The 19500-nt window shown below is 48.2% G+C and carries 16 protein-coding genes; 9 read left to right on the top strand and 7 right to left on the bottom strand.

Going from position 1 to position 19500, the window contains the following annotated elements; translation table 11 throughout:
• Positions 1 to 11: 11 nt before the first annotated feature.
• On the bottom strand, positions 12 to 908 hold the full coding sequence (locus PQQ36_RS04250) for a LysR family transcriptional regulator (RefSeq protein WP_273660392.1): 897 nt from the start codon (positions 906 to 908) through the stop codon (positions 12 to 14).
• A 173-nt stretch (positions 909 to 1081) separates the two neighbouring features.
• Here PQQ36_RS04250 and PQQ36_RS04245 point away from each other — a divergent pair, with 173 nt between their 5' ends.
• The 4 genes from PQQ36_RS04245 (at position 1082) to PQQ36_RS04230 (ending at position 5591) form a co-directional block, all read left to right on the top strand.
• Positions 1082 to 1573, top strand: a complete 492-nt coding sequence (locus tag PQQ36_RS04245) for a tetratricopeptide repeat protein (RefSeq protein WP_011081799.1) — start codon at positions 1082 to 1084, stop codon at positions 1571 to 1573.
• A gap of 277 nt (positions 1574 to 1850) precedes the next feature.
• Entirely contained in the window at positions 1851 to 3875 is a 2025-nt protein-coding gene (locus PQQ36_RS04240) for an alkyl/aryl-sulfatase (RefSeq protein ID WP_273660391.1), read from the top strand.
• A 174-nt stretch (positions 3876 to 4049) separates the two neighbouring features.
• Positions 4050 to 4556, top strand: a complete 507-nt coding sequence (locus tag PQQ36_RS04235) for a hypothetical protein (protein WP_011081797.1) — start codon at positions 4050 to 4052, stop codon at positions 4554 to 4556.
• Between the two features lie 3 nt (positions 4557 to 4559).
• Complete coding sequence (locus tag PQQ36_RS04230; protein WP_011081796.1) at positions 4560 to 5591, top strand: HlyD family secretion protein; 1032 nt, start codon at positions 4560 to 4562, stop codon at positions 5589 to 5591.
• Positions 5592 to 5769: 178 nt separating this feature from the next.
• Here PQQ36_RS04230 and PQQ36_RS04225 read toward each other — a convergent pair whose 3' ends face one another.
• Positions 5770 to 6594: a LysR family transcriptional regulator gene (locus tag PQQ36_RS04225; protein ID WP_040111245.1), complete on the bottom strand. Its 825-nt coding sequence runs from the start codon at positions 6592 to 6594 to the stop codon at positions 5770 to 5772.
• Positions 6595 to 6904: 310 nt separating this feature from the next.
• On the opposite strand from PQQ36_RS04225, the gene PQQ36_RS04220 reads away from it, so the two are divergent.
• Positions 6905 to 8128: an OmpP1/FadL family transporter gene (locus PQQ36_RS04220; protein ID WP_238827440.1), complete on the top strand. Its 1224-nt coding sequence runs from the start codon at positions 6905 to 6907 to the stop codon at positions 8126 to 8128.
• Between the two features lie 119 nt (positions 8129 to 8247).
• The gene (locus tag PQQ36_RS04215) at positions 8248 to 9288 is read left to right on the top strand and encodes an oxidoreductase (protein ID WP_273660390.1); all 1041 of its coding nucleotides are present in this window, start codon (positions 8248 to 8250) and stop codon (positions 9286 to 9288) included.
• Between the two features lie 58 nt (positions 9289 to 9346).
• Here the strand turns inward: PQQ36_RS04215 and tyrS are convergent, their stop codons facing one another.
• The 4 genes from tyrS to PQQ36_RS04195 all read right to left on the bottom strand — a co-directional run bounded on the left by tyrS (position 9347) and on the right by PQQ36_RS04195 (position 13513).
• Positions 9347 to 10615 (bottom strand): tyrosine--tRNA ligase, encoded by a 1269-nt coding sequence (tyrS, locus tag PQQ36_RS04210; RefSeq protein WP_273660389.1) that lies wholly within the window; start codon positions 10613 to 10615, stop codon positions 9347 to 9349.
• 102 nt (positions 10616 to 10717) lie between these two features.
• Positions 10718 to 11542: a helix-turn-helix transcriptional regulator gene (locus tag PQQ36_RS04205; RefSeq protein WP_263221959.1), complete on the bottom strand. Its 825-nt coding sequence runs from the start codon at positions 11540 to 11542 to the stop codon at positions 10718 to 10720.
• Positions 11543 to 11679: 137 nt separating this feature from the next.
• Positions 11680 to 12486: a PhzF family phenazine biosynthesis protein gene (locus PQQ36_RS04200; RefSeq protein WP_273660386.1), complete on the bottom strand. Its 807-nt coding sequence runs from the start codon at positions 12484 to 12486 to the stop codon at positions 11680 to 11682.
• A 175-nt stretch (positions 12487 to 12661) separates the two neighbouring features.
• Positions 12662 to 13513 (bottom strand): LysR family transcriptional regulator, encoded by an 852-nt coding sequence (locus PQQ36_RS04195; protein ID WP_040111030.1) that lies wholly within the window; start codon positions 13511 to 13513, stop codon positions 12662 to 12664.
• A gap of 115 nt (positions 13514 to 13628) precedes the next feature.
• Between PQQ36_RS04195 and PQQ36_RS04190 the strand changes: the two genes are divergently transcribed.
• From PQQ36_RS04190 to PQQ36_RS04180, 3 genes are all read left to right on the top strand, one after another.
• Positions 13629 to 14276, top strand: coding sequence for a glutathione S-transferase family protein (locus PQQ36_RS04190; protein WP_273660383.1), 648 nt, complete (start codon positions 13629 to 13631; stop codon positions 14274 to 14276).
• Between the two features lie 356 nt (positions 14277 to 14632).
• On the top strand, positions 14633 to 15589 hold the full coding sequence (locus tag PQQ36_RS04185) for a substrate-binding domain-containing protein (RefSeq protein WP_011152577.1): 957 nt from the start codon (positions 14633 to 14635) through the stop codon (positions 15587 to 15589).
• Positions 15586 to 17643: a diguanylate cyclase domain-containing protein gene (locus tag PQQ36_RS04180; RefSeq protein WP_273660379.1), complete on the top strand. Its 2058-nt coding sequence runs from the start codon at positions 15586 to 15588 to the stop codon at positions 17641 to 17643. Before PQQ36_RS04185 ends, PQQ36_RS04180 begins: the two co-directional genes overlap by 4 nt.
• A 62-nt stretch (positions 17644 to 17705) precedes the next feature.
• On the opposite strand, the gene PQQ36_RS04175 is transcribed toward PQQ36_RS04180, so the two are convergent.
• Positions 17706 to 19475 carry a sigma-54-dependent Fis family transcriptional regulator gene (locus PQQ36_RS04175; protein WP_040111026.1) on the bottom strand — a complete coding sequence of 590 codons (1770 nt, stop codon included), beginning with the start codon at positions 19473 to 19475 and terminating at the stop codon, positions 17706 to 17708.
• Positions 19476 to 19500 lie beyond the last annotated feature (25 nt).

The following is a 19500-nucleotide window of genomic DNA, read 5'->3' as shown; positions in this document are numbered from 1 at the left end:
AGTTAATGTCGTTACTGAGTAAAGTAGCGACTGAGTCGTTCACGAAGCCATTGGTTGGCAGGGCTGTTGATCTCTCGGTTATGGATGAGAAGCCGATAGGTGATGGGAATGGCTGTCATCGGAGAGTGGAGAACTTGCAACCCCAGTGTCTCGGCAAATTGCTCCGCCAATGAGCGGGTGACCATGGCAATGCAATCGCTGGTGGCAACGAGTGACATCTGCGCCACCATCGAATCGCATTCGGCCGCAACCCGTCTAACGTTGAGAAACTCTTCGGTAAAGTAATCGGCGAGGTAGACGTTTTCTCGACGCATTTTTAAGGTGATGTGCTTCTCTTGGTAATACTCATTGCGGCTAATCGCCCCTTGAATACGCGGGTGCCCACGCCGTGCAATCAAGCAAATTTCATCATTCATCAGCTTTTCTGAATAGAAAGAAGGGGCTGAATGGTGCACAAAATCAATCGCGAGATCCGCTTGCTGTTGGTTCAAACGCGTAAACTGCTCGTCCACATCGTAAGGCATGTGTTGGAGCTCGATGTCTATTTTGCCCAGTGTCGAATCGCCTTCAATCTTAGGCAGCAGTGTTAGCATCAAAGGCTCTGGTGCATAAATGACAAACTTGCGGTAGGTGTCGGTGCGAAAGGCTTCTAGGCTTTCCAAAGCATTGTGAATTTGGCTGAGCGCCGGTTCGACTTGTCTTGCCAACTCATGTGCATGGTGTGTGGGGGCAATTCCACGGCCATCCCGAGTAAACAGGGTGACGCCAAGTTGCTCTTGTAGACGTTTTAAAATGCCACTGACGCCGGGCTGGGTTAACCCCATGGCGTCAGCCGCCAAGGTGATCGAACGGTGGCGATACACGGTGACAAATACTTTCAATAAGTTGAAGTCGATCGGGTTATCCATGGCCTTAATACATCGCAGTTTGTTATGTTTTGAGCTAAGTTTTATGGAACTTTAGCGATGAGTCAATCAAGGTTTTGGCTCAACCGTGAGAGGAGGCAGAAAATGATCTCTGCTCGTTTCACGGCAATCATTCAAAAATTCAACAACGATGAGCACAATAATGGGGAGTTCACATGGATGAGGTGATTCAATCCGCAATCCAATTGAGAAAAGCTGGGCAATACGATCAAAGCCGAGCGCAATTAACCACCTTGCTTCAAGACGCGCACTACAAAGCGCTAGCGCATCTCCATATTGCTTGGAGCTATGATAATCAAGGTTTGGAATCACAAGCGGTACCTCACTATTTGGCGGCAATACAAGGTAACTTGACGGGGGATGACCGCTTTGAAGCCCTGTTTGGTTTGGCCAGTACATTGAGAAGCTTAGGGGACTATCAAGATGCACTGAACTGGTTTGAGAAAACGCTGCAAGAGTTTCCTGAGCGAAGAGAAGTGATGCCGTTCTACGCAATGTGCCTTTATAACTTAGGCAAGCATCATCAATCGACCGCGTTGCTACTCAATCTACTGGTGGAGACGACCCAATCTCAAGCCATTCTGGGTTATCAAAGAGCCATAGCTTTGTATGCGGAAGATTTGGATCGCGTCTGGCCCAAGGGCTAACGCGCATTATGCTGTTATACCCTTCCTACTTGAAGCTGCAGCGGTGTTGGCTGCATTCGTTCACCCCAATCACATAGCGTATCTATGCTCATGGGGATTCACTCATTTGCCGCCTACCTGCAACTTCAAGTTGTTTGGGTATAAGAGGGATTCTTTGATAAGGTGAAGTGTTGAAGTATCGCGAATCGTGATGTTTTAAATAAACATTCATGCATGTATCTCTATGTGTTGTTTTTCTAAAGTATGCCCATAACAACGCACTAAGAGAGATAACGTTATGAATATCCGCTTTGTACCCTCAACCCTTACTCTTGCTTTGATGGTTTCTTTTGGCGCATCGGCGGACTACGCCAGCTTAGAAAACTATCAAGGTAAGCCAGCAACGGCCCACACAAAACAAGCCAACGCTGAACTGGCAAAACAGTTGCCTTGGCATGATACCTCGGCGTTTGAGCGCACTCAGCGTGGGCTTATTGCCGAATTCGGCAGCCATCAAGCCGGTGAACTCAAGCAGCGTTTTCACTATATGGCAGAAATGAACGTAGAGCAGTTGCCAGAGACGGTGAATCCGTCGATTTGGCGTCAAGGCATGCTCAACTACGTTGCCGGCGGCTTGTATGAAGTGACGGATGGGGTTTATCAAATCCGTGGTGCTGATCTCTCGAATATGACCATTTACCGCACCAACAATGGCTACGTGATTCACGATCCACTATTGTCACGCGAAGCGGCGGCAGCGGCGTGGGAATTTGCCAAACAGCATCTTCCTAAAGTGAAGGGTGGCCACAAAATCACCGGTATGATCTACTCGCATATGCACGTTGACCATTTTGGAGGCTCTCGCGGCATTCTCGACTCGGGTGATTTTGCTAAAGGTGCACCGATCTACGCACCTAAAGATTTCATTAAAGAGCTGGCGGATGAAAACATCATCGCGGGTACGGCCATGAGTCGTCGTGCCAACTATCAATACGGCACCACCCTCGATAACAATACCAAAGGCATTGTGGATAATGCGCTTGGTTTAGGTACCTCTCGTGGTGAAATCACGCTGGTGGCGCCAACACAAGAAATCCAACCTCGCGAAAAAGAGCTGACCATTGATGGGCTCAAGTTCCACGCGATCAACATGCCGGGCGCAGAAGCTCCAGCAGAAATCGTGCTTTATGTTCCTAAGTATCGCTCTCTCAATACCGCTGAGCTGACTTACGATGGCATGCATAACATCTACACTTTCCGTGGTGCGAAAGTACGCGATTCCTTGGCGTGGACCAAATACCTCACCGAGCTGAAACTGCGTTTTGTCGACAGCGGTTTGGTGGACAACATTCACGCCGCGCACTCAGCGCCAGTGTGGAATGATCCGAACACTGAGGTGAATGAGATTTCACAATACATGACCCTGCAGCGCGACAACTATGGCTTTATTCATAACCAGTCGATGCGTTTAGCAAATCATGGCGTGACCATTCACGATGTGGGTCGTGAGATTGAGAAAATTGTGCCTCAAACGCAAAAAGAAACCTGGCACACCAATGGTTACCATGGCTCTTACAGCCATAATGCTCGAGCTGTGGTGAACTTGTATCTTGGCTATCACGATATGAACCCGGTGAACACGAACCCACTGGCGACTCAGGATAAATCGTGCGTTTACGTGGAAGCCGCTGGCGCACAAACGCTATACAAAGCGGGGCAAACACACTTCGCCAAAGGGGAATATCAGCAAGCATCGCAACTGTTTAACGACTTAGTTCAGTGTGACCCGAACAATATCCAATACCGTTTTGCCTTAGCAGACAGCTTTGAACAGCAAGGCTACCAGTCGGAAACCATGGCGTGGCGCAACTCGTATCTGCAAGGCGCGGTTGAGTTGAGAACCGGAGAAATTCGTCCATCGATCAAAGCGGCATCGGCCGATGTGATTGCCAACACCCCAACGGGTATGTTCCTTGATTTCTTAGCGGTGAAATTAAACGCGACGAAAGCAGAGCAAGCGGGTCTGGATTTTAGCTTTGGCGTGTCACATCCAGAGCTGAAAGAGCATTACTACGGTGAAGTGTCCAACGCGAACATGGCCAACATTCAAGTGGATAAGTTACCGAATACCGATGTGACTCTCAGCATCAGTAAGAGCGACTTAACGCAAATTGTACTAGGTAAAACAACGTTAGATAAGCTAGTGAAAGAAGGAAAGGCAAACCTGAAAGGGGATGCCCAACTGATAAAAGCATTGTCGGAATGTTTAGATGAGTTTGATGGCTTGTTTGAGATTCTTCCAATGCCGAATAAAAAAGCATAGAAAGTGCTAACCCCTAATCCCTCAACTTCGGTTGAGGGATTTTTCACTTCCTGACGTTAAATCAAGAAAAGTGCAAAAAACGCCCAAGGTTTGGAATAGCGAAAATTCCGAATTGAGTGGGCGAGTTTTGTAAAATGTGCCGCTCAATATACCAATAAAACAAGGCTCTACATCATGTCTACCTCTGCAGAAACCCTAGCGCCAAAGGAAGGTCTAGGCAGCAAAATAACAAGGTTTGTTATGGGCACCCTACGGTTTATTTTTAAAGCCCTACTGGTGATTGGCACGTTAGTCGGCTCGTCACTTGCGCTATCCAAATTGGGGGCCATTCACGGTAAAGACTTGCCTGAAAGCTATTTTTCTCATGGCTATCCGAGCATATTGCGCCTGTTGGATTCTGAGATCTTTATGGGATTCATTTTCTTTGTCACCGTCGCCGTCCTTATCTATGTGGTTTATCTTTTTTGGCGTTTACACGAAGTGGCTGTTCATCGAGCCTCTGAAATGTCGAGTGCTCACACACAACTGGTCTTTGCGCTATCGCTGTGCGGGTTGTTTGTCGATAAAGCGTGGTGGGTGTTGGCGATCATTATTGCGTTTGCACGTTGGGATGTGTTGGCCAAAGAGCTCTCTAATATCATTCGTAATGGCGTCCAGCCCCGCACCAGCGTTAAGGAGTAAGCGATGAAAGAAATCATGTTGCCTTATGTGTTCATCTGCTGGTTGTTGGTAAAAACAGGGCTGGTTAAGTGGACGTTAAGAAATGCGGTAATCATTGTTGGCACAGGGGTATTGATTGCCTTAGCCTTGTTTACGGCGCATCGTTTTTGGTCTCCGGCGGACCTAACCAACAGTACCACCGTGAAGGCGCCTCATGCGGTGTTAAGTCCGCTGATTGGTCAAGAGGTGGAGCAGGTGTTTGTCGATCATAACCAAATGGTGAAAAAGGGAGACTTGATTTACACCTTACGAACAGAAGACACCGAGTCTCAGATGAATGGGTTGCAAGCGCAGAAGAAGGCGGCACAAGCGGAAATTCTAGCGCTTACTTATCAGATTGAAAATGATAAGAAAAATCTCGCTCGATTAGAGAAGCTGAATGACTATGCTCAGGAATTTCAACGAGACGATGTGCGCACGCGCATTGAATCGACCGAAGCTAAAATTGCCTCTGTGCATGCGCAAATCCTCAATATCGAAGCGCAAATCGCCACTGCAACGTGGCAAAATGACCGCCGCGAGATCCGAGCGCCGTTTGATGGTCAACTCTCTATCACCAACATCGTCAATGGTACGCGCTTAGGCAACATGCATCTTTATGACACCAGCAAGAAGTTTGTCGAAATGCGTATTGCCGATCAGACCTTTAGAGGGATTGAAGTCGGTCAATTTGCTGAGTTCTATGTGGATGCCTATCCGGGAGAAATTTTCCGTGGTCGAGTTCACAGCGTAACCACTGGCACGGGCGAAGCGGCGGTGTCGGTGATCAACGGCTCGCAGCATGTTCGTCAGCATGTTGGCAACAACATGGGCTCGCATGGTCGCACCATTATTATTGAGTTTATCGAACCTGAAGGTTACAACGTACCGATTGGCGCGACTGGGGCTGGGTGGGTTTCGGCGAACAAGCCTCATCCGTTATTGGGTTTTATGGACATCATTGGTGCGGCGACAGTTCGCTTGAAAGCGTATAAATCCTATTTGTCGGCGATGTAAGTGCCTCGTTTGGTATGGCCATTTAGCTTTCGCAATAATGAGTGAGTGTGGGTGGTTAAAGTCAAGGCCATGGGCTTAAATGCGCATGGCCTTGTTTTGTGTTTCACCAATGTGTTTGCAATCCGGTTTGAAAAGAGGAAATGAAAGGTTTAAACCGTGAGCTTGCATTGGTTTGTGATTACGCGTGATGTTTATCGCTCCAGCGCGTTTTAATATTGTGTTCCACCACTGAAATAATGAGATCAGTGAGCCATTTTTGTTTTGCCGCATGGCGAAGAGAGGCTTTCGTAATGAGTGCGACATCAATATTCAATCTTGTCTGTTTGGTAGAAGAAAAATGTGGTTCATAACGCAAGGTATAACAATCTTCCATTAACTGCATCATAAGTGCGTGGCTATCAACAATAATGCCAACATTCGTCTCCGGTTCGAGTGTTTTAAAATGATCACTGTATTCGTTTACTCCTGAAACAATAAATTTCACATACTCGCCTTCTTTATTGCCTTCAAAATATCCTGCGCCAGAGTGTATTCTTTTTTGATAGAACGCTTGAGGCTTATCATTAATAATGTGCAAGCCAATATCGACACTCTCATTTAGAATAAGAGACTCGCTGTGTTCCCCCCATTGTCTAATTTCTATTTTGGCCTTGGTCTCGGCTCGAATCGCTTCAATGAGTGCTTTGCCGATCTGAATCAAATAAGGTTCAACAATGTGTAAGGTGACTTTATCAAGCTGAGAAGGATCAAACTGCTGTGGAACGAGTGCAGAGTCGATTTGTTCCAAGGCGATACGAATCTTAGGTTCTATGGCGTTTGCATAGTCAGTGGGTACTAACCCTGTACTTTCCCGTAGAAACAGTGGATCGGCCAACTCTTCCCTCAACTGCGCCAAAACTTTTGAAACGTAAGATTGTGAACGTCCCAGTTTTGCCGCGCAGCGTTGTGTCGAACGAGTTTGCATTAATAACAAAAATACATGTAGGTTATTTAAATTATTCATTGGCATTGTCTTCTAATTCACTAGGATGGCTAGAATAACCTTTTGTATCCTGAGATGTGTTTTATTTCTGTCAGGTGTTTGATTGTGATTTATTTTGCTATTTATAAGTATCTCATTATTATTAATTGATTTCGCGTCAATAGCAGTTTAGGAATAAGCATTATTCCAATTTGGAAAATTAGCTCAGATAAAATAGTACAAATTTGAATTCTGCCTCTGAACGGGATTCGAGTATCTCGCTATTTTAAGAAAGAGCTTCTTTATGAAAACACTAAACGCTTTTGTACCTCATAGCGCTCGTCGGCTAGACATGCCCTCGTTTGCGTCTTTGAACACCTTTTGTCTTTCTTCTTTGAGCCTCAAACGAACACTACTCAGCTTCTCTCTTTTGGCCTCCGCTCACGCCAGTGCCAGTGGTATTTTTCTGCAAGAGGCCGTGATTGCTAACGCAGGAACGGTGGGAGCGGGTGATGGTGTGTATACACAATCGGCGGCGGCAATGTGGGCAAACCCAGCGACCATGCCGTGGATGGGTGAGACGTTGACGACAGTGAATGCCACGGCGTTTGACTTGAAAATGGACTATCACGATCAATCGGGTGTGGGCCATGGGCAAGCTGTGTCTTTGATGCCTTCTGTTGGCCTGTTTCATGTTCGTCAACTCAATGAAGACGTGCACTTTGGCATTGCGTTGGGTACGGTGGGCGGTTCCAGCCTAGATTACGGTTCTGAGTGGCAAGGTGCCGCACTGATGACCGACATTGCGTTGGCGGCAGTGCAAATCAACCCGGCTCTGGGTTTTAGAGTAACTGACCAGCTTTCTTGGGGGATCGGTGCACAAATCAGTTGGGCTTCTCTGGAAATGGGCATGGCGAATGCGCGACGGCTTGAGCAGTCTTCTGATTGGGCGTATGGCTTTAATGCTGGCGTGATGTATCAGTTTGATGAGCAATGGGATCTGGGTGTAAGTTTTCGCTCCAAAGTGAATCATGAGTTTTCAACGGAGCTTAGTGGTGGGCAACGTGCGCTTCCTGTAGGCACGGAACTGGTTGTACCCGCGATTGTGGATGTGAGTAGCAGCTATGCAGTGAATCCGAAGCTCAAGTTACTTGCTTCTATCCAATTACACCGCTGGAGTGAATGGGATACGACGGTGTTTGATTTTGGCCGTTTAGATTCAAATCCTCTAGGTCTGAATTCGATAGATCGTCAGTGGGAGGATGTGTGGAAATTTGCCGTTGCGACGGATTACCAACTCAATGCGGATTGGCGCTTAAAAGCAGGCTTCTCGTACGAAACGTCGCCACAAGATGATCCTAGCAAGCAATGGGTGGATCTGCCCGTTGGTCAGCAATATCGTTACTCCGTTGGTGCCACGACGCAGTGGGACAGCTATGTCCTTGATGTTTACTATGAGTATGCCGACTTAGGGGAAGTGGACATCGCGACGCGGAAAATAGCGAATCAGGATGTGGGCATTAATGGCACGTTTGAAGGGCGTATCCACTTTGTTGGTCTGAGCGTCAGCTTTTAAACCTGAGAGACACTCCGAGCCCGAGTGCTCGGAGTGTACGCAGGTGGTTAAAGTAGTCGTCAAAGGGAAGATGTCGCGCTAAAGTGAGCCTCTCAATGAACGTCACAGAGAGCTCTTTCATGCCTTATACTCCCGTGAAAACGGCCGTCATCGGCTATGGTTTTTCAGCGAAAACCTTTCACCTACCTTTTATTGACGCCCTGCCTGAGTTAGAGCTGTGCGCGATTAGCTCGAGCCAGCAATCGGCGGTGCTTGCAGATTGGCCGAAGGCAACTTGGTATCAAGACGCCTATCAAATGCTTGAAAGCAGTGACGCTGAGTTGGTGATCATCACCGCACCAAACGATGTGCACTTTCCGCTGGCGAAGTTTGCCTTAGAGCAAGGCAAACATGTGATCGTGGAAAAGCCATTTGTGACGCGTAAAGAAGATGGCGCGGCGCTGATCGCACTGGCAGAGCAGCAAGGGCGGGTGTTGAGTGTCTTCCATAATCGTCGCTGGGATGGTGATTTCCTGACGGTGAAGAAGCTGATTGAAACCGGGCAATTGGGCGAGGTGAAATTGTTTGAGTCGCATTTTGACCGTTACCGTCCTGAAGTGCGCCAGCGCTGGCGTGAACTGGCTCAAGAAGGAGGCGGCATTTTGTATGACTTGGCGCCGCATCTACTTGATCAAACACTCGCGCTGTTTGGCTTGCCGCAAGCGATCAATGCGCAATGTCGAATCATGCGCCCGCAAGGCCAAACCATCGATTACTACAATTTGATTCTCCATTATCCTGACCACTTGGTGCATTTGCATTCCAACCTATACAGCCCGGAGCCTAACTTACGTTTCCGTGTGCTAGGCTCGTTGGCGAAATACGAAAAGTATGGGTTGGATCCGCAGGAAGGCTATTTGAAACAGGGAATTCAGCCGACAGAGGAGAGCTGGGCGCGTGAAGAACCCGAGAACTATGGCCGAATGTATCGTGAATCGGAGACGGAAACGGTAGTCACAGAATTGGGGGGCTATCAGCACTATTTTAAGGGCGTGGCGGATGCGATCCGACTTGGTGCGGCCAATCCTGTACCAGCGCGAGATGCGCTTGATAACATTGCCCTGATTGAGTTAGCACTGGAAAGCAGTCGCACAGGACAAACGCTTTCAGTGGATTGGTGATGGCGCGATTTTATCAATAAGCCAGCATTTCGCTGGCTTATTCATTGCACCGTTACTCTTACACTTGCGCGAGTTTCACCATCGCAAACTGCTTTTTGCCTCTTTGCACAATGTAATATTGATCATACAAAGCAAATGTCTGCGCTAAGGTCAGTTCATGCCAGCGCTCGCCGTTAATGCGAATCGCCCCATTTTCCAGCCATTCACGAGCTTGACGCTTTGAGCTCGCCAACCCTGTCTCTAATAGCAAGGTAACCACATCACTCACGTGCGCCAATTGGCGACAAGGCAGCCCATCTTGCTCAAGCTGTTTGAGCTCGGCTAAATTCAGTTGGCTGAGTTGGCCGCTAAATAACGCCTGTGAAATACGCTGCGCACTCTCTAGCCCTGCTTGCTCATGTACAAATCGCGTCATTTCTTCGGCGAGAATTCTCTGTGCGCTCGGTTTGCCTACTTGCGCTTTATCGGTGGCTTCAATCTGCTCAATCTGCTTGACAGAGAGGAAAGTGTAGTAGCGAAGAAAGCGATACACGTCCGCATCATCGCAGTTGAGCCAAAATTGATAAAACATGTAGGGTGAGGTTTTCGCCGCATCAAGCCAGATCGCTCCGCCCTCGGTTTTACCAAACTTTGTGCCATCGGATTTGGTGATCAAAGGCAAGGTTAAACCATGCACGGTAGTGCCATTGAGGCGGCGCGTTAAATCAATACCGCTGACGATGTTGCCCCACTGATCATTGCCGCCAATTTGCAAGGCGCATTGGTGTGTTTGGTTCAATTGAGCGAAGTCGTAAGATTGCAACAGCGAATAGCTGAACTCGGTGAAAGAGATGCCTTGATCTGGGCGAGCCAAACGCTGTTTAACCGATTCACGCTGAATCATGGCATTGACGGAAAAATGTTTGCCAATATCGCGGAAAAACGCAATCACACCAATGGATTGCATCCAATCGGCATTATTCACCATGACGAGTGGTTGGGTGAGGTGCGGTGTCATCAACTGTTGAATTTGCGTAGCTAACGCGTTCACCCAGGCTGCAACCGTTTCGGCGCTATTGAGGCTTCTTTCGCTGGCTTTAAAGCTTGGGTCTCCAATCATGCCCGTTGCGCCGCCGATGAGTGCAATGCCTTGATGTCCGGCATCTTGAAAGCGTTTTAGCATAATCAAAGGCACTAAATGACCAATATGCAAGCTGCCCGCGGTGGGGTCAAAACCACAGTAGAGTGTTTGTGGTTGGCGAAATAGCGCGATGAGTTGTTCAAGGTCGGTGGTTTGCGCGATCAGCCCTCGCTGGGCCAAGTCATCAAAGAGTAATTGTGAATTCATGCTGCCTCCAAAATCTAGACAGGCAGCGTATAAGATCAGGCCAGATCATGACGATATCCCTAAAGGGATAAAAGCGGTGATTAAGCCAGCGAGATCGGAAAACTATGCTTTGAGAGCAATCAAATGATTGAGAAACAACTGGAACAGTTCGCTGAGTGAGGCGACGTTGAGCTGCGCGTAGATGCGTTTTCGATGGTTTTTCACGGTGCCCAGTGTGATGCCGAGCTGCTGGGCGATTTCTTTGGAATCAAGCCCTTGGATGAGTAGTGCCGCAATTTCTTGCTCTCGTTGGCTGAGTTGCTGTTGACCAAAATCGCCAATCGCTTTGCGCACCCACTGGCTGACGTTGGGTTGCGCGGTTTGATGTTCTGCCAGCAACAAATCGGCGTTGAGCCAATGTTGGCGGCACAAGGAAGCGATGGTGTCAAAGCGTTGCGACAGTGCGTTGATGTCTGCTGCTTGGAAGACACTTTCTGCTTGCGTAATGCCTAAATAGATGGCGATGGCGCGTTGTTCATCGAGGGTGATGATGATCGCTACTTCGTCTTGCCATTGGGTTTGCTGGTAAAACTCTTGCTGGTAGATGGCGTGAGGCACCAGTGTTGAGCTGGTGTCTTTCTTCATCACCTGCGCAAGATGAAAAACCCCTTGCTGCGCCGCACTGAGTACGGGGTCGTAGAGCGGATCATGTTGATAGTAATGGAGCAAATAGCGTTGAAACAGCAACTCTCGTTGTGTCTGAATGGAGTCAAACAGATAAATGGGATGCTTGTTGTCACGATGGCCTAAAATGATGGCGCAGTCGAACGTGACCACTTCCGCTAACATTGCGATCAGCGTTGAGCTAAAACTTGGTGAGTGCAATGTGGCGATGCATTGGCTAAGTTTTTGATACTCAGAAGAAGAAATACGCACAGAAAGATCCATCAGTTCGGGGGAAGTCAGTATGCCGATTCTGGCAAATAAAATCGACAGGGCTCGTCAGTTTTCAGCCACCAAATTTTTCAAGATCGAGGTGGCTGAATGATTTAGCGACTGACCGAGCGCTCTTTACTGCGCAAAGATTAGATAAGTAGTTGGCCTTTCAGGGTCGTCACCGCGGTGCCGATCAGTTTCACGCGTTGATAAGGAAGCAAAGCCATTTCGATGCGGCCACCACGAGCGGACGCTTGATAGCCCGCAAGGTAGTCCTTCTCAAGTTTACTGCCCCAGTAACCCGCAAGGGCACAGTGAGTTGAGCCAGTCACGGGATCCTCATTGACACCAACCCAAGGTGCAAAATAGCGCGAGATAAAATCGTAGATCGGTGAGTCGGAACGTGCGGTCACGACCACGCCGCGTCCGGTCAAGGTTGCAAGAGCATCAAAATTGGGAGAGAGGGCCAAAAGCGCCTCTTCACTGTTGATTTCGATAAAATCTTTCTGTTGAAACTGACCACTGCAAAGGACTTCATCTGGTTTAATGCCCAGGTGAGCCAGTTTGTTGGCGTCAATGTTGACGGAGAAATCAATGGGGGATTGCGGAAAGTCCATTTCAATTTTGTTCGCGGCCAGTTTGACTTTCAGTTCACCCGATAAGGTATCAAAGGCGATCTCTTCGCCTGCCTTGAGTAGCCCTTGTTGTTGCATGATGTGGGCCGTGGCTAACGTGCCGTGTCCACACAGTGTCACTTCGGCTTTCGGTGTAAACCAGCGCAGATTCATGGTTTCCAAACTTAAGAAGGCGGTTTCGGAGACGGCCATTTCAGCCGCAATCAACTGCATCAAACGTTCATCAAGCGGTTTCTCTGTAATACAAACACCAGCGGGGTTTCCTTTAAATGCTTCACGGGCAAAGGCGTCTACTTGGTAGATATCGAGTTCTGTTTTCATGTGAATGGCCAAAGCGTCAGTGCTTTTGTTCCTTAGCGTGTTTTGAGTAGCGTAGATTGGTTGATGTAGAGTAGCTCGAAAAACTCATGCATTTATCTGATAAAACTATCAAAAATTTGCATGATTTCGTCTCAATATTGAGATGGTAGCCTATCGTCATAGAGTGAAATAGAGATTATCGAACGGCAAGAAGTTTGTCAGAGAACTGTTTTTCAAGCTGTTTCAGCCATGTTTGGCTCAACAATGGGTGCGATTTTGCAGACACGGCCAACACGATGTCCACCTTAGGCAGTGGTGGAAAATCCTTTAGCAGCCTCACTTTGTCACCCATGCTGAGTTTTCCCATCGCACCAATCGCAAGCCCTTGCTCAACCAAAGCGCGCTGTGCCGATGCGGTATTGCAACAAGCCAGTAGTTGGAAAGCTTGGCCGCGTTTGGTGAGGCCATCAATCGCCGCTGCGTGATATTTGCAATCCGCTTGAAAAAGAGCAAGGGGCAGGGCGGAGTGAGCTTCGACACAAAAGGTTTGACTGGCAATCCACACCCCTTGATCGGAGGTGAGCCAATAGCCTTCTTCACTGTTTGGCGCGCGAGTTAAAATGGCGCAGTCCAGCTCGCCCGCATCGAGCTTTCTTCTCAGTTCGATGCTCGGCTCACTAAAGACTTGGATAGAGCATGTGGGTTGTGCTTCATGGAGCAGGGCAATCAAACTGGGGAGCACTTTCTCGTTGTAATCTTCAGGGCAGCCCAAGCGCAGCGGGCGTTTATCTTGAAAATGTTTGAGCTCCGAGAGAGTCTGATCATGTTGCGACACGAGTTGACGAGCGTGAGAAGTGAGGCGAATACCCGCATCGCTCAGTACCAAATAACGCCCTTCTTTGATGAACAGCTCTGCACCGATTTCTTCTTCGAGCTTTCGCATTTGGGCGCTAAACGCCGACTGAGTGCGGCTGATCTGTTTGGCTGCGCGGGTAAAACTGCCCGTCTCAACAAAAGCAAGAAAACTGCGTAGTGCTTCAATATCCATATTGAGTCTAATCCATCGTATTTTTAAATAGGTTGTATCAAAACTATCCGTTGGTCGTGGCAAGGAAGTTGGCCTAATCTGCGATTGAACTTAACAGAAATAGCAGGGAATGACGATGAAGTTGTATATAGGAAATCAAAACTACTCGAGTTGGTCGCTCAGAGCATGGGTGATGTTTGCCACCTACAACCTTGAGGTGGAAGTGGAAAAACTGGCGCTGTTCACTCCAGAGTTTTATCAAGCTCTGGAAGGCATTACACCAACGGCGAAAGTACCGACGCTGGTGGATGGATCGTATACGGTATGGGACTCTTTGGCCATTTTGGAGTACGTCAATGAAACGCAACTGGCGGGTAAAGCGTGGCCTGACGATCGCGCCTCAAAAGCCAAAGCACGTGCGCTTGCGTGTGAAATGCATTCGGGTTTTCAAGCTCTGCGCAATGAGCTGCCGATGAACTGTCGGGCAAAACGCAAAGTGACGCTTTCAGCGCAAGCTGAGAAAGACGTTGCGCGCATTGATCAAATTTGGTCGCAGCAGATGGCGGCTCACCCTCATGCTTGGCTGTTTGGTGAGTGGTCCATTGCCGATGCGATGTTCGCGCCCGTGGCGCTGCGTTTTGAAACGTATCAAATCCCGCTTTCGGAAAGCGCTCTGCTTTATCAGAACAAAGTGTTGGCCAGTGTGCCAATCCAACGTTGGTTGGCGGAGGCAGCGTTGGAAACCGATATTGTGGAGGAAGATGAAGCAGGAGAGCCGATTTAGTCGCCATTCTCGTATCGCTAGTATGGAAGCAGATAACACGGTTTGTCTGCTTTTCTTTTTGTCTTAGTCTTCTATCTTCTTTCCTAGCCCCTAGCCCCTAGCCCCTAGCCCCTAGTCCCTAGTCCCTAGTCCCTTCCCTTAAGTCTTAAGTCCATTCATTTTGTATGGTTATTTGCTTGGGAAATACCTCTAAATAGGGTGTTTTTGCTTAAAAATATGGCTCAAAAGAATATGAAATTGATTGCTTTATGATGTGTGTCAAATTGTAAACAAAAAAAGCGGAGCGATATTGGTCAGCGTATATAGTTAACTTAGCAGCAGTATGTCGTGTTTAAAGTGGTTTTCTCGGAGGAAACATGGATATGCGTCATCTCGCTTTTTGTGTTGCTTTGTTTTTTTCTCCTTGGCTCAGTGCGAGCCAACAGATTGTTTATATGGTTTCCGATCTGCGGATCCCATTTTGGCAAATCATGTGGGGAGGAATTGAGAATGAAGCAAAACAGTTGGGCTATGAAGCCGTGGTGTTAAGTGCAGAAAATGACGCCAAAACCGAGCTGGAAAACATCATCAAAGCCATCGCCCTCAAACCAGATGGCATCATTTTATCGCCGACCAATTCATCGGCTGCGGTGACTATTCTCAAAATGGCGGAGCAAGCGAATATTCCAGTGGTCATTAGCGATATCGGCACCGAAGGCGGCACCTTTGTCAGCTATATTGAGTCGGATAATTTTTCCGGCGCGTTTCAATTGGCTCAAATACTGGCGGCGGCTATGAAAGCGAAAGGCTGGCAAAATGGCGAAGTTGGCGTGGTCGCCATTCCGCAAAAACGCAAGAATGGCATTGAGCGTACAGAAGGGTTTGTTGAAGCGGCCAAGCAACAGGGCATGCGCATTGCGGCGATCAAACAGCAAAAAGATTTCAGCTACCAAGAGACCTTTATTTTCACCCAAACGATGTTGCGTGAGCATCGCAAAATACGCGCCATTTGGTTGCAGGGCTCCGACCGCTACCAAGCGGCACTTGATGCGATTGATTCATTAGGTCAAAGAGACAAAGTGTTGCTGATCTGTTTTGACGCTGAGCCAGAATTCATCGATATGATCCGTTCTCAGCAGCTGGTTGGCTCAGGCATGCAACAACCTTTTTTGATGGGAGAGAGAGCGATGAACTCTCTGCATCAGTATCTTTTAGGTCACACGGTGGCGAAAGAGCAACAACTGGAAGTATTAGCGGTGTCATCGCAAAACCTAGACAGCCTGCTTAGCACCATTCAGCGGAATGTGCTGGGACATGAAGGAGGGGCACAATGACAGAGAGGTGGCCGCTTTTTCATCATCGGCGTTCATTAACGCTCTTTCTTAGTATCAGTATGATCATCACCTCGTCCATCGTCTTCATTGGCTATGGTGTTTACAACTATTCCTTACGCAGTGAGCACGTAGAAAGTGAGATACGTGGCCAAGCGGAAGAGAGTGCAGCGAGGCTAAGTACGACGATTTCAGGGTATGTGGACACCTACCAGATCCACGAATACGACAAACTGCTCTATAGCGAAATCAACACAGAGAATCACTATGCATTGCTGGCGATCTTAGTCGATAACTTTCAAATGGCGGAGCTGACAGGGCAAAAAAGTTATCTCACTGGCTACGTGAAAACGTCCTCCTCTCGTGTGAGTGAATTTCAAAGCGAAGGCGTACAGCAACAAACCTTGCTGAAGCAGGCACTCTACCAAAAGAGCTCAGAGATCCATGATGAAGAAGGCAATCAGATCGGACGTGTGGATGTGTATGTGAGTGGGGAGCTATTGGTGCTGGAAAAGCGCCATTTGCTCCTGAACATTACCACCACTGTATTGGTGTTGTTGTTGGTCCAAGCGTTATTGGCCATGTTTCTTATCCGCTGGATTTTGATTCATCCATTAAAGCGGATTGCTCATTCGCTTGAGCATCGAGATCAGGATGGCTTACCTATCAATATGTTGGCACCTTCCCCCTACACAGAATTGAACATTTTAACCAAAACGGTCAATGACATGTTGAAGGTCATCTCACTGACACGAAACAAGTTAAAAGTAGAGCATGAGCGTCTGGAGAACGTGATTCGAGGCACCGATGCGGGCACTTGGTATTGGAATATCAAAACCGGTGCGGCGAGGTTTAACCCACGTTGGGCCGACATCATAGGCTATCAATTGGAAGAACTGACGCCTGTCTCGATTGACACCTGGATGAAATACGTGCACCCCAGTGATTTAAAATTGTCACAACGACGCCTATCCGATTACTTCTCTGGTAAGACAGACATCTATGAGTGCGAAGTAAGAATGAAGCACAAAGACGGGCATTGGGTGTGGGTACTCGATCGCGGCCGTGTTGCGCAGTGGGATGACGATGGTCAACCATTGGAGATGTTCGGCACCCATGTCGATATCAGCGAAAGTAAAGCGCGAGAGAGCCAATTAGAGCTGGCGGCCAATGTGTTTAAATACGTTCATGAAGGGATTGTGATTACCGACAGTAAAGGCATGATTGTTGATGTGAATCAGGCATTTACCTACATATCGGGTTATGAAAAATCTGAGCTTGAAGGACAAACGCTTAAACTGTTGAAGTCCGGTATGCACGATGAAGACGTCTATCATGATCTTTGGGAAATGTTGCTTTCTCGTGGTTACTGGCGGGGAGAAATTTGGAACAAGCGCAAAAATGGCGAGGTTTGCCCCGATCTAGTGACCATTAGCAAGGTAGAAGATAGACGTGAAGATGAGATTCGTTTTGTCGCGCTCTTCTCTGACATATCTGCACTCAAAGAGCATGAGTCTCAGTTAGAAAAAATCGCTCACTATGATCCGCTGACAGAGCTCCCCAATCGCTTGTTGCTTAAAGAGCGATTACTCAATGCGATGGAGCGCTCACGTCGTAATAAGCAGCATTTGGCAGTGTTGTTTCTTGATCTTGATGGCTTCAAGCAAGTAAATGACACCTTTGGTCACGATGCGGGAGATGACGTGCTCTACCATGTTGCCGCCAGAATGAAAGATTTGGTCAGGGAAGGTGATACGTTGGCTCGCCTCGGTGGCGATGAGTTCATTATTTTGGTGCCGCGGGTGCGAGATAGCTATGACATTGAACCGCTGGCTCAGCGTTTCCTGCATTCCATCAGTCAGCCCATCACCATTGGAAAAGAGGAGATTACACTCTCTGCCAGCATTGGTGTGTCTATCTATTTTGGTGGGGAACAGCAAGATTCCGACAGCCTTATCCGACAGGCAGACCAAGCGATGTATCAAGCAAAACTGGCAGGGAAAAACTGCTACATGTTCTATAGCGACCAAACTCCAATGCGCCAACTAAACGGTTAGTGCTGCGGCGAGTTAACCCTATGGCGGCTGAACTCGCGGTGATGGCTGTCTAGGAGTCTAAATTATCTCGCTGACTTGATCATCCCTAAGCTTTTGAGTTTACGATATATGGTGTTGCGGCTGATACCGAGCAATCGCGAGGTTTGGCTGATATTGCCTTGCGTTGCCTGATAGGTTTTCACTAACGACTCATCCACGGTTGAGCGCAGATCTTTGACTTCCGCCGCCGCGGCATTAGCTTCTGAAAGTTGTCCCAGTTTTTGAGCTAGATGCGCAGGCACATGAGCCAAAGACAGTGAAGGCTCGCCTTGCGCCATTAAGGTGGCGACTTTCAATAAGCTGTCCAGTTCGCGCAAATTACCGGGCCATGTATAGTGCAGCAGTAGCGCCATCAAGTGCGGGCAGATCTCTTGATGATCTTGTGCATAACGTCGATGAATATGCTCAATGAATGCGCGTTTATCGTCACGCTCGGCAAAGCGGGGCAGCTCAATGATCAAACCATTAAGGCGATAGTAGAGATCTTGACGGAACTGGCCGAACTGCACTAACTGATCCAAATCTTTGTGTGTGGCGGCAATGATCTGAGTGTCTACTTGTACGGCTTGGTTAGAACCGATCGGTAGTACGGTGTTGTCTTGCAGCACATGCAGCAATCGGCTTTGCGCGTCCAATGGCAAATCAGCAATTTCATCGAGAAATAAGATCCCTTTATCCGCTTGGCGGATCTTGCCTTGATACCCTTTGCTGCTAGCGCCAGTAAATGCTCCAGCGACGTAGCCAAACAGTTCGGATTCAATTAAGTCTTTGGGTAAAGCCCCGCAATTAACGGCAACTAACGGCCCCTGCTTTCTTTGGCTATTTTTGTGCAGCGCTTTGACAAATTCATTTTTGCCCACGCCTGTTTCACCGAGAATCAGCAAGCGAATGTCTTTATCAATTACACGATTGGCTTGTTGCCAACAATGCTCGACAGTGGCATCACCAAAATGAAGATCGTTGGAAGGGCTTAACGCGCGGCTACGATGACGTTTTGCCTGCAAGGGTTTGGTTTCAAAAAACAGAGGAGAATGGCTTTGCCGCGATTGCAAAATGGCGTCTAATGATTGCCCAACCACCTGCTGTTTGGCGAGCAGTTGTCCTGCCACTTGGTTGTGCGCCACCACTTGACCGGATTCATCCGCAATGAGAATGCCTTGCCAGCCACTGTTCAACAGCGATTTTTCACAAGCCAGATCAACACGAAAATGGCCCTCAGGAACTTGGTTCAATAATTGGTTTTCCACCAATTGCACCATGTTTTGGACTAACACCTGTGTGGACAGGTCATGTTTTTGCTGCTCGCTGGTGATGTCCAAAATCCCCACCAGATTGCCTTTGTGATCAAACAGCGGGCTTGCCGAGCAACTGATAAAGCGATGGCGCTGGATGTAATGCTCATCGCCCACTATGGTGACGGGTTTGGCTTCAACTAAGGCGGTGCCAATGGCGTTGGTGCCTTTCAATCGCTCTTGCCAACAAGCGCCGGAGCTTAGAGCGATCTCGGTGAGTTTTTCACGAAACTTGGGTTGTCCCCAACTGCCGATGATCACGCCTTGGTTGTCGGTCAAAATCAAACGGCTATCACTGTGGGCAAACAGTTGGTTAAACAATGGCAAAGCAAATTGAGTGATCGCGTCAATTAACGCGTGATGTTGTTGGCGTCGATCTTTGAGCATCGCGGGGGAAATGCGCACATCCTCGGGGAGGCGACGCTCTTTCAAACCCGCCTGTTCGCTTCTATCCCAAGAGTTCATCAGCCAGTTGGGTTTGCTAACATGTTGAAGTTGCATGACTGTTCCATTTTGCCACAGTTTG

The sequence above is a fragment of the Vibrio sp. CCUG 15886 genome, from assembly GCF_028570825.1.
GTDB classification, from domain to species: domain Bacteria; phylum Pseudomonadota; class Gammaproteobacteria; order Enterobacterales; family Vibrionaceae; genus Vibrio; species Vibrio vulnificus_B.
Note: the sequence above shows the minus strand (reverse complement) of the source record. Positions and strands in the feature narration are given on the sequence as shown.

Coding starts and splice junctions, on each gene's coding strand:
- PQQ36_RS04250 (WP_273660392.1), bottom strand. CDS start 908: ATGGATAACCCGATCGACTTCAACTTATTGAAAGTATTTGTCACCGTG.
- PQQ36_RS04245 (WP_011081799.1), top strand. CDS start 1,082: ATGGATGAGGTGATTCAATCCGCAATCCAATTGAGAAAAGCTGGGCAA.
- PQQ36_RS04240 (WP_273660391.1), top strand. CDS start 1,851: ATGAATATCCGCTTTGTACCCTCAACCCTTACTCTTGCTTTGATGGTT.
- PQQ36_RS04235 (WP_011081797.1), top strand. CDS start 4,050: ATGTCTACCTCTGCAGAAACCCTAGCGCCAAAGGAAGGTCTAGGCAGC.
- PQQ36_RS04230 (WP_011081796.1), top strand. CDS start 4,560: ATGAAAGAAATCATGTTGCCTTATGTGTTCATCTGCTGGTTGTTGGTA.
- PQQ36_RS04225 (WP_040111245.1), bottom strand. CDS start 6,594: ATGAATAATTTAAATAACCTACATGTATTTTTGTTATTAATGCAAACT.
- PQQ36_RS04220 (WP_238827440.1), top strand. CDS start 6,905: ATGCCCTCGTTTGCGTCTTTGAACACCTTTTGTCTTTCTTCTTTGAGC.
- PQQ36_RS04215 (WP_273660390.1), top strand. CDS start 8,248: ATGCCTTATACTCCCGTGAAAACGGCCGTCATCGGCTATGGTTTTTCA.
- tyrS (WP_273660389.1), bottom strand. CDS start 10,615: ATGAATTCACAATTACTCTTTGATGACTTGGCCCAGCGAGGGCTGATC.
- PQQ36_RS04205 (WP_263221959.1), bottom strand. CDS start 11,542: ATGGATCTTTCTGTGCGTATTTCTTCTTCTGAGTATCAAAAACTTAGC.
- PQQ36_RS04200 (WP_273660386.1), bottom strand. CDS start 12,486: ATGAAAACAGAACTCGATATCTACCAAGTAGACGCCTTTGCCCGTGAA.
- PQQ36_RS04195 (WP_040111030.1), bottom strand. CDS start 13,513: ATGGATATTGAAGCACTACGCAGTTTTCTTGCTTTTGTTGAGACGGGC.
- PQQ36_RS04190 (WP_273660383.1), top strand. CDS start 13,629: ATGAAGTTGTATATAGGAAATCAAAACTACTCGAGTTGGTCGCTCAGA.
- PQQ36_RS04185 (WP_011152577.1), top strand. CDS start 14,633: ATGGATATGCGTCATCTCGCTTTTTGTGTTGCTTTGTTTTTTTCTCCT.
- PQQ36_RS04180 (WP_273660379.1), top strand. CDS start 15,586: ATGACAGAGAGGTGGCCGCTTTTTCATCATCGGCGTTCATTAACGCTC.
- PQQ36_RS04175 (WP_040111026.1), bottom strand. CDS start 19,475: ATGCAACTTCAACATGTTAGCAAACCCAACTGGCTGATGAACTCTTGG.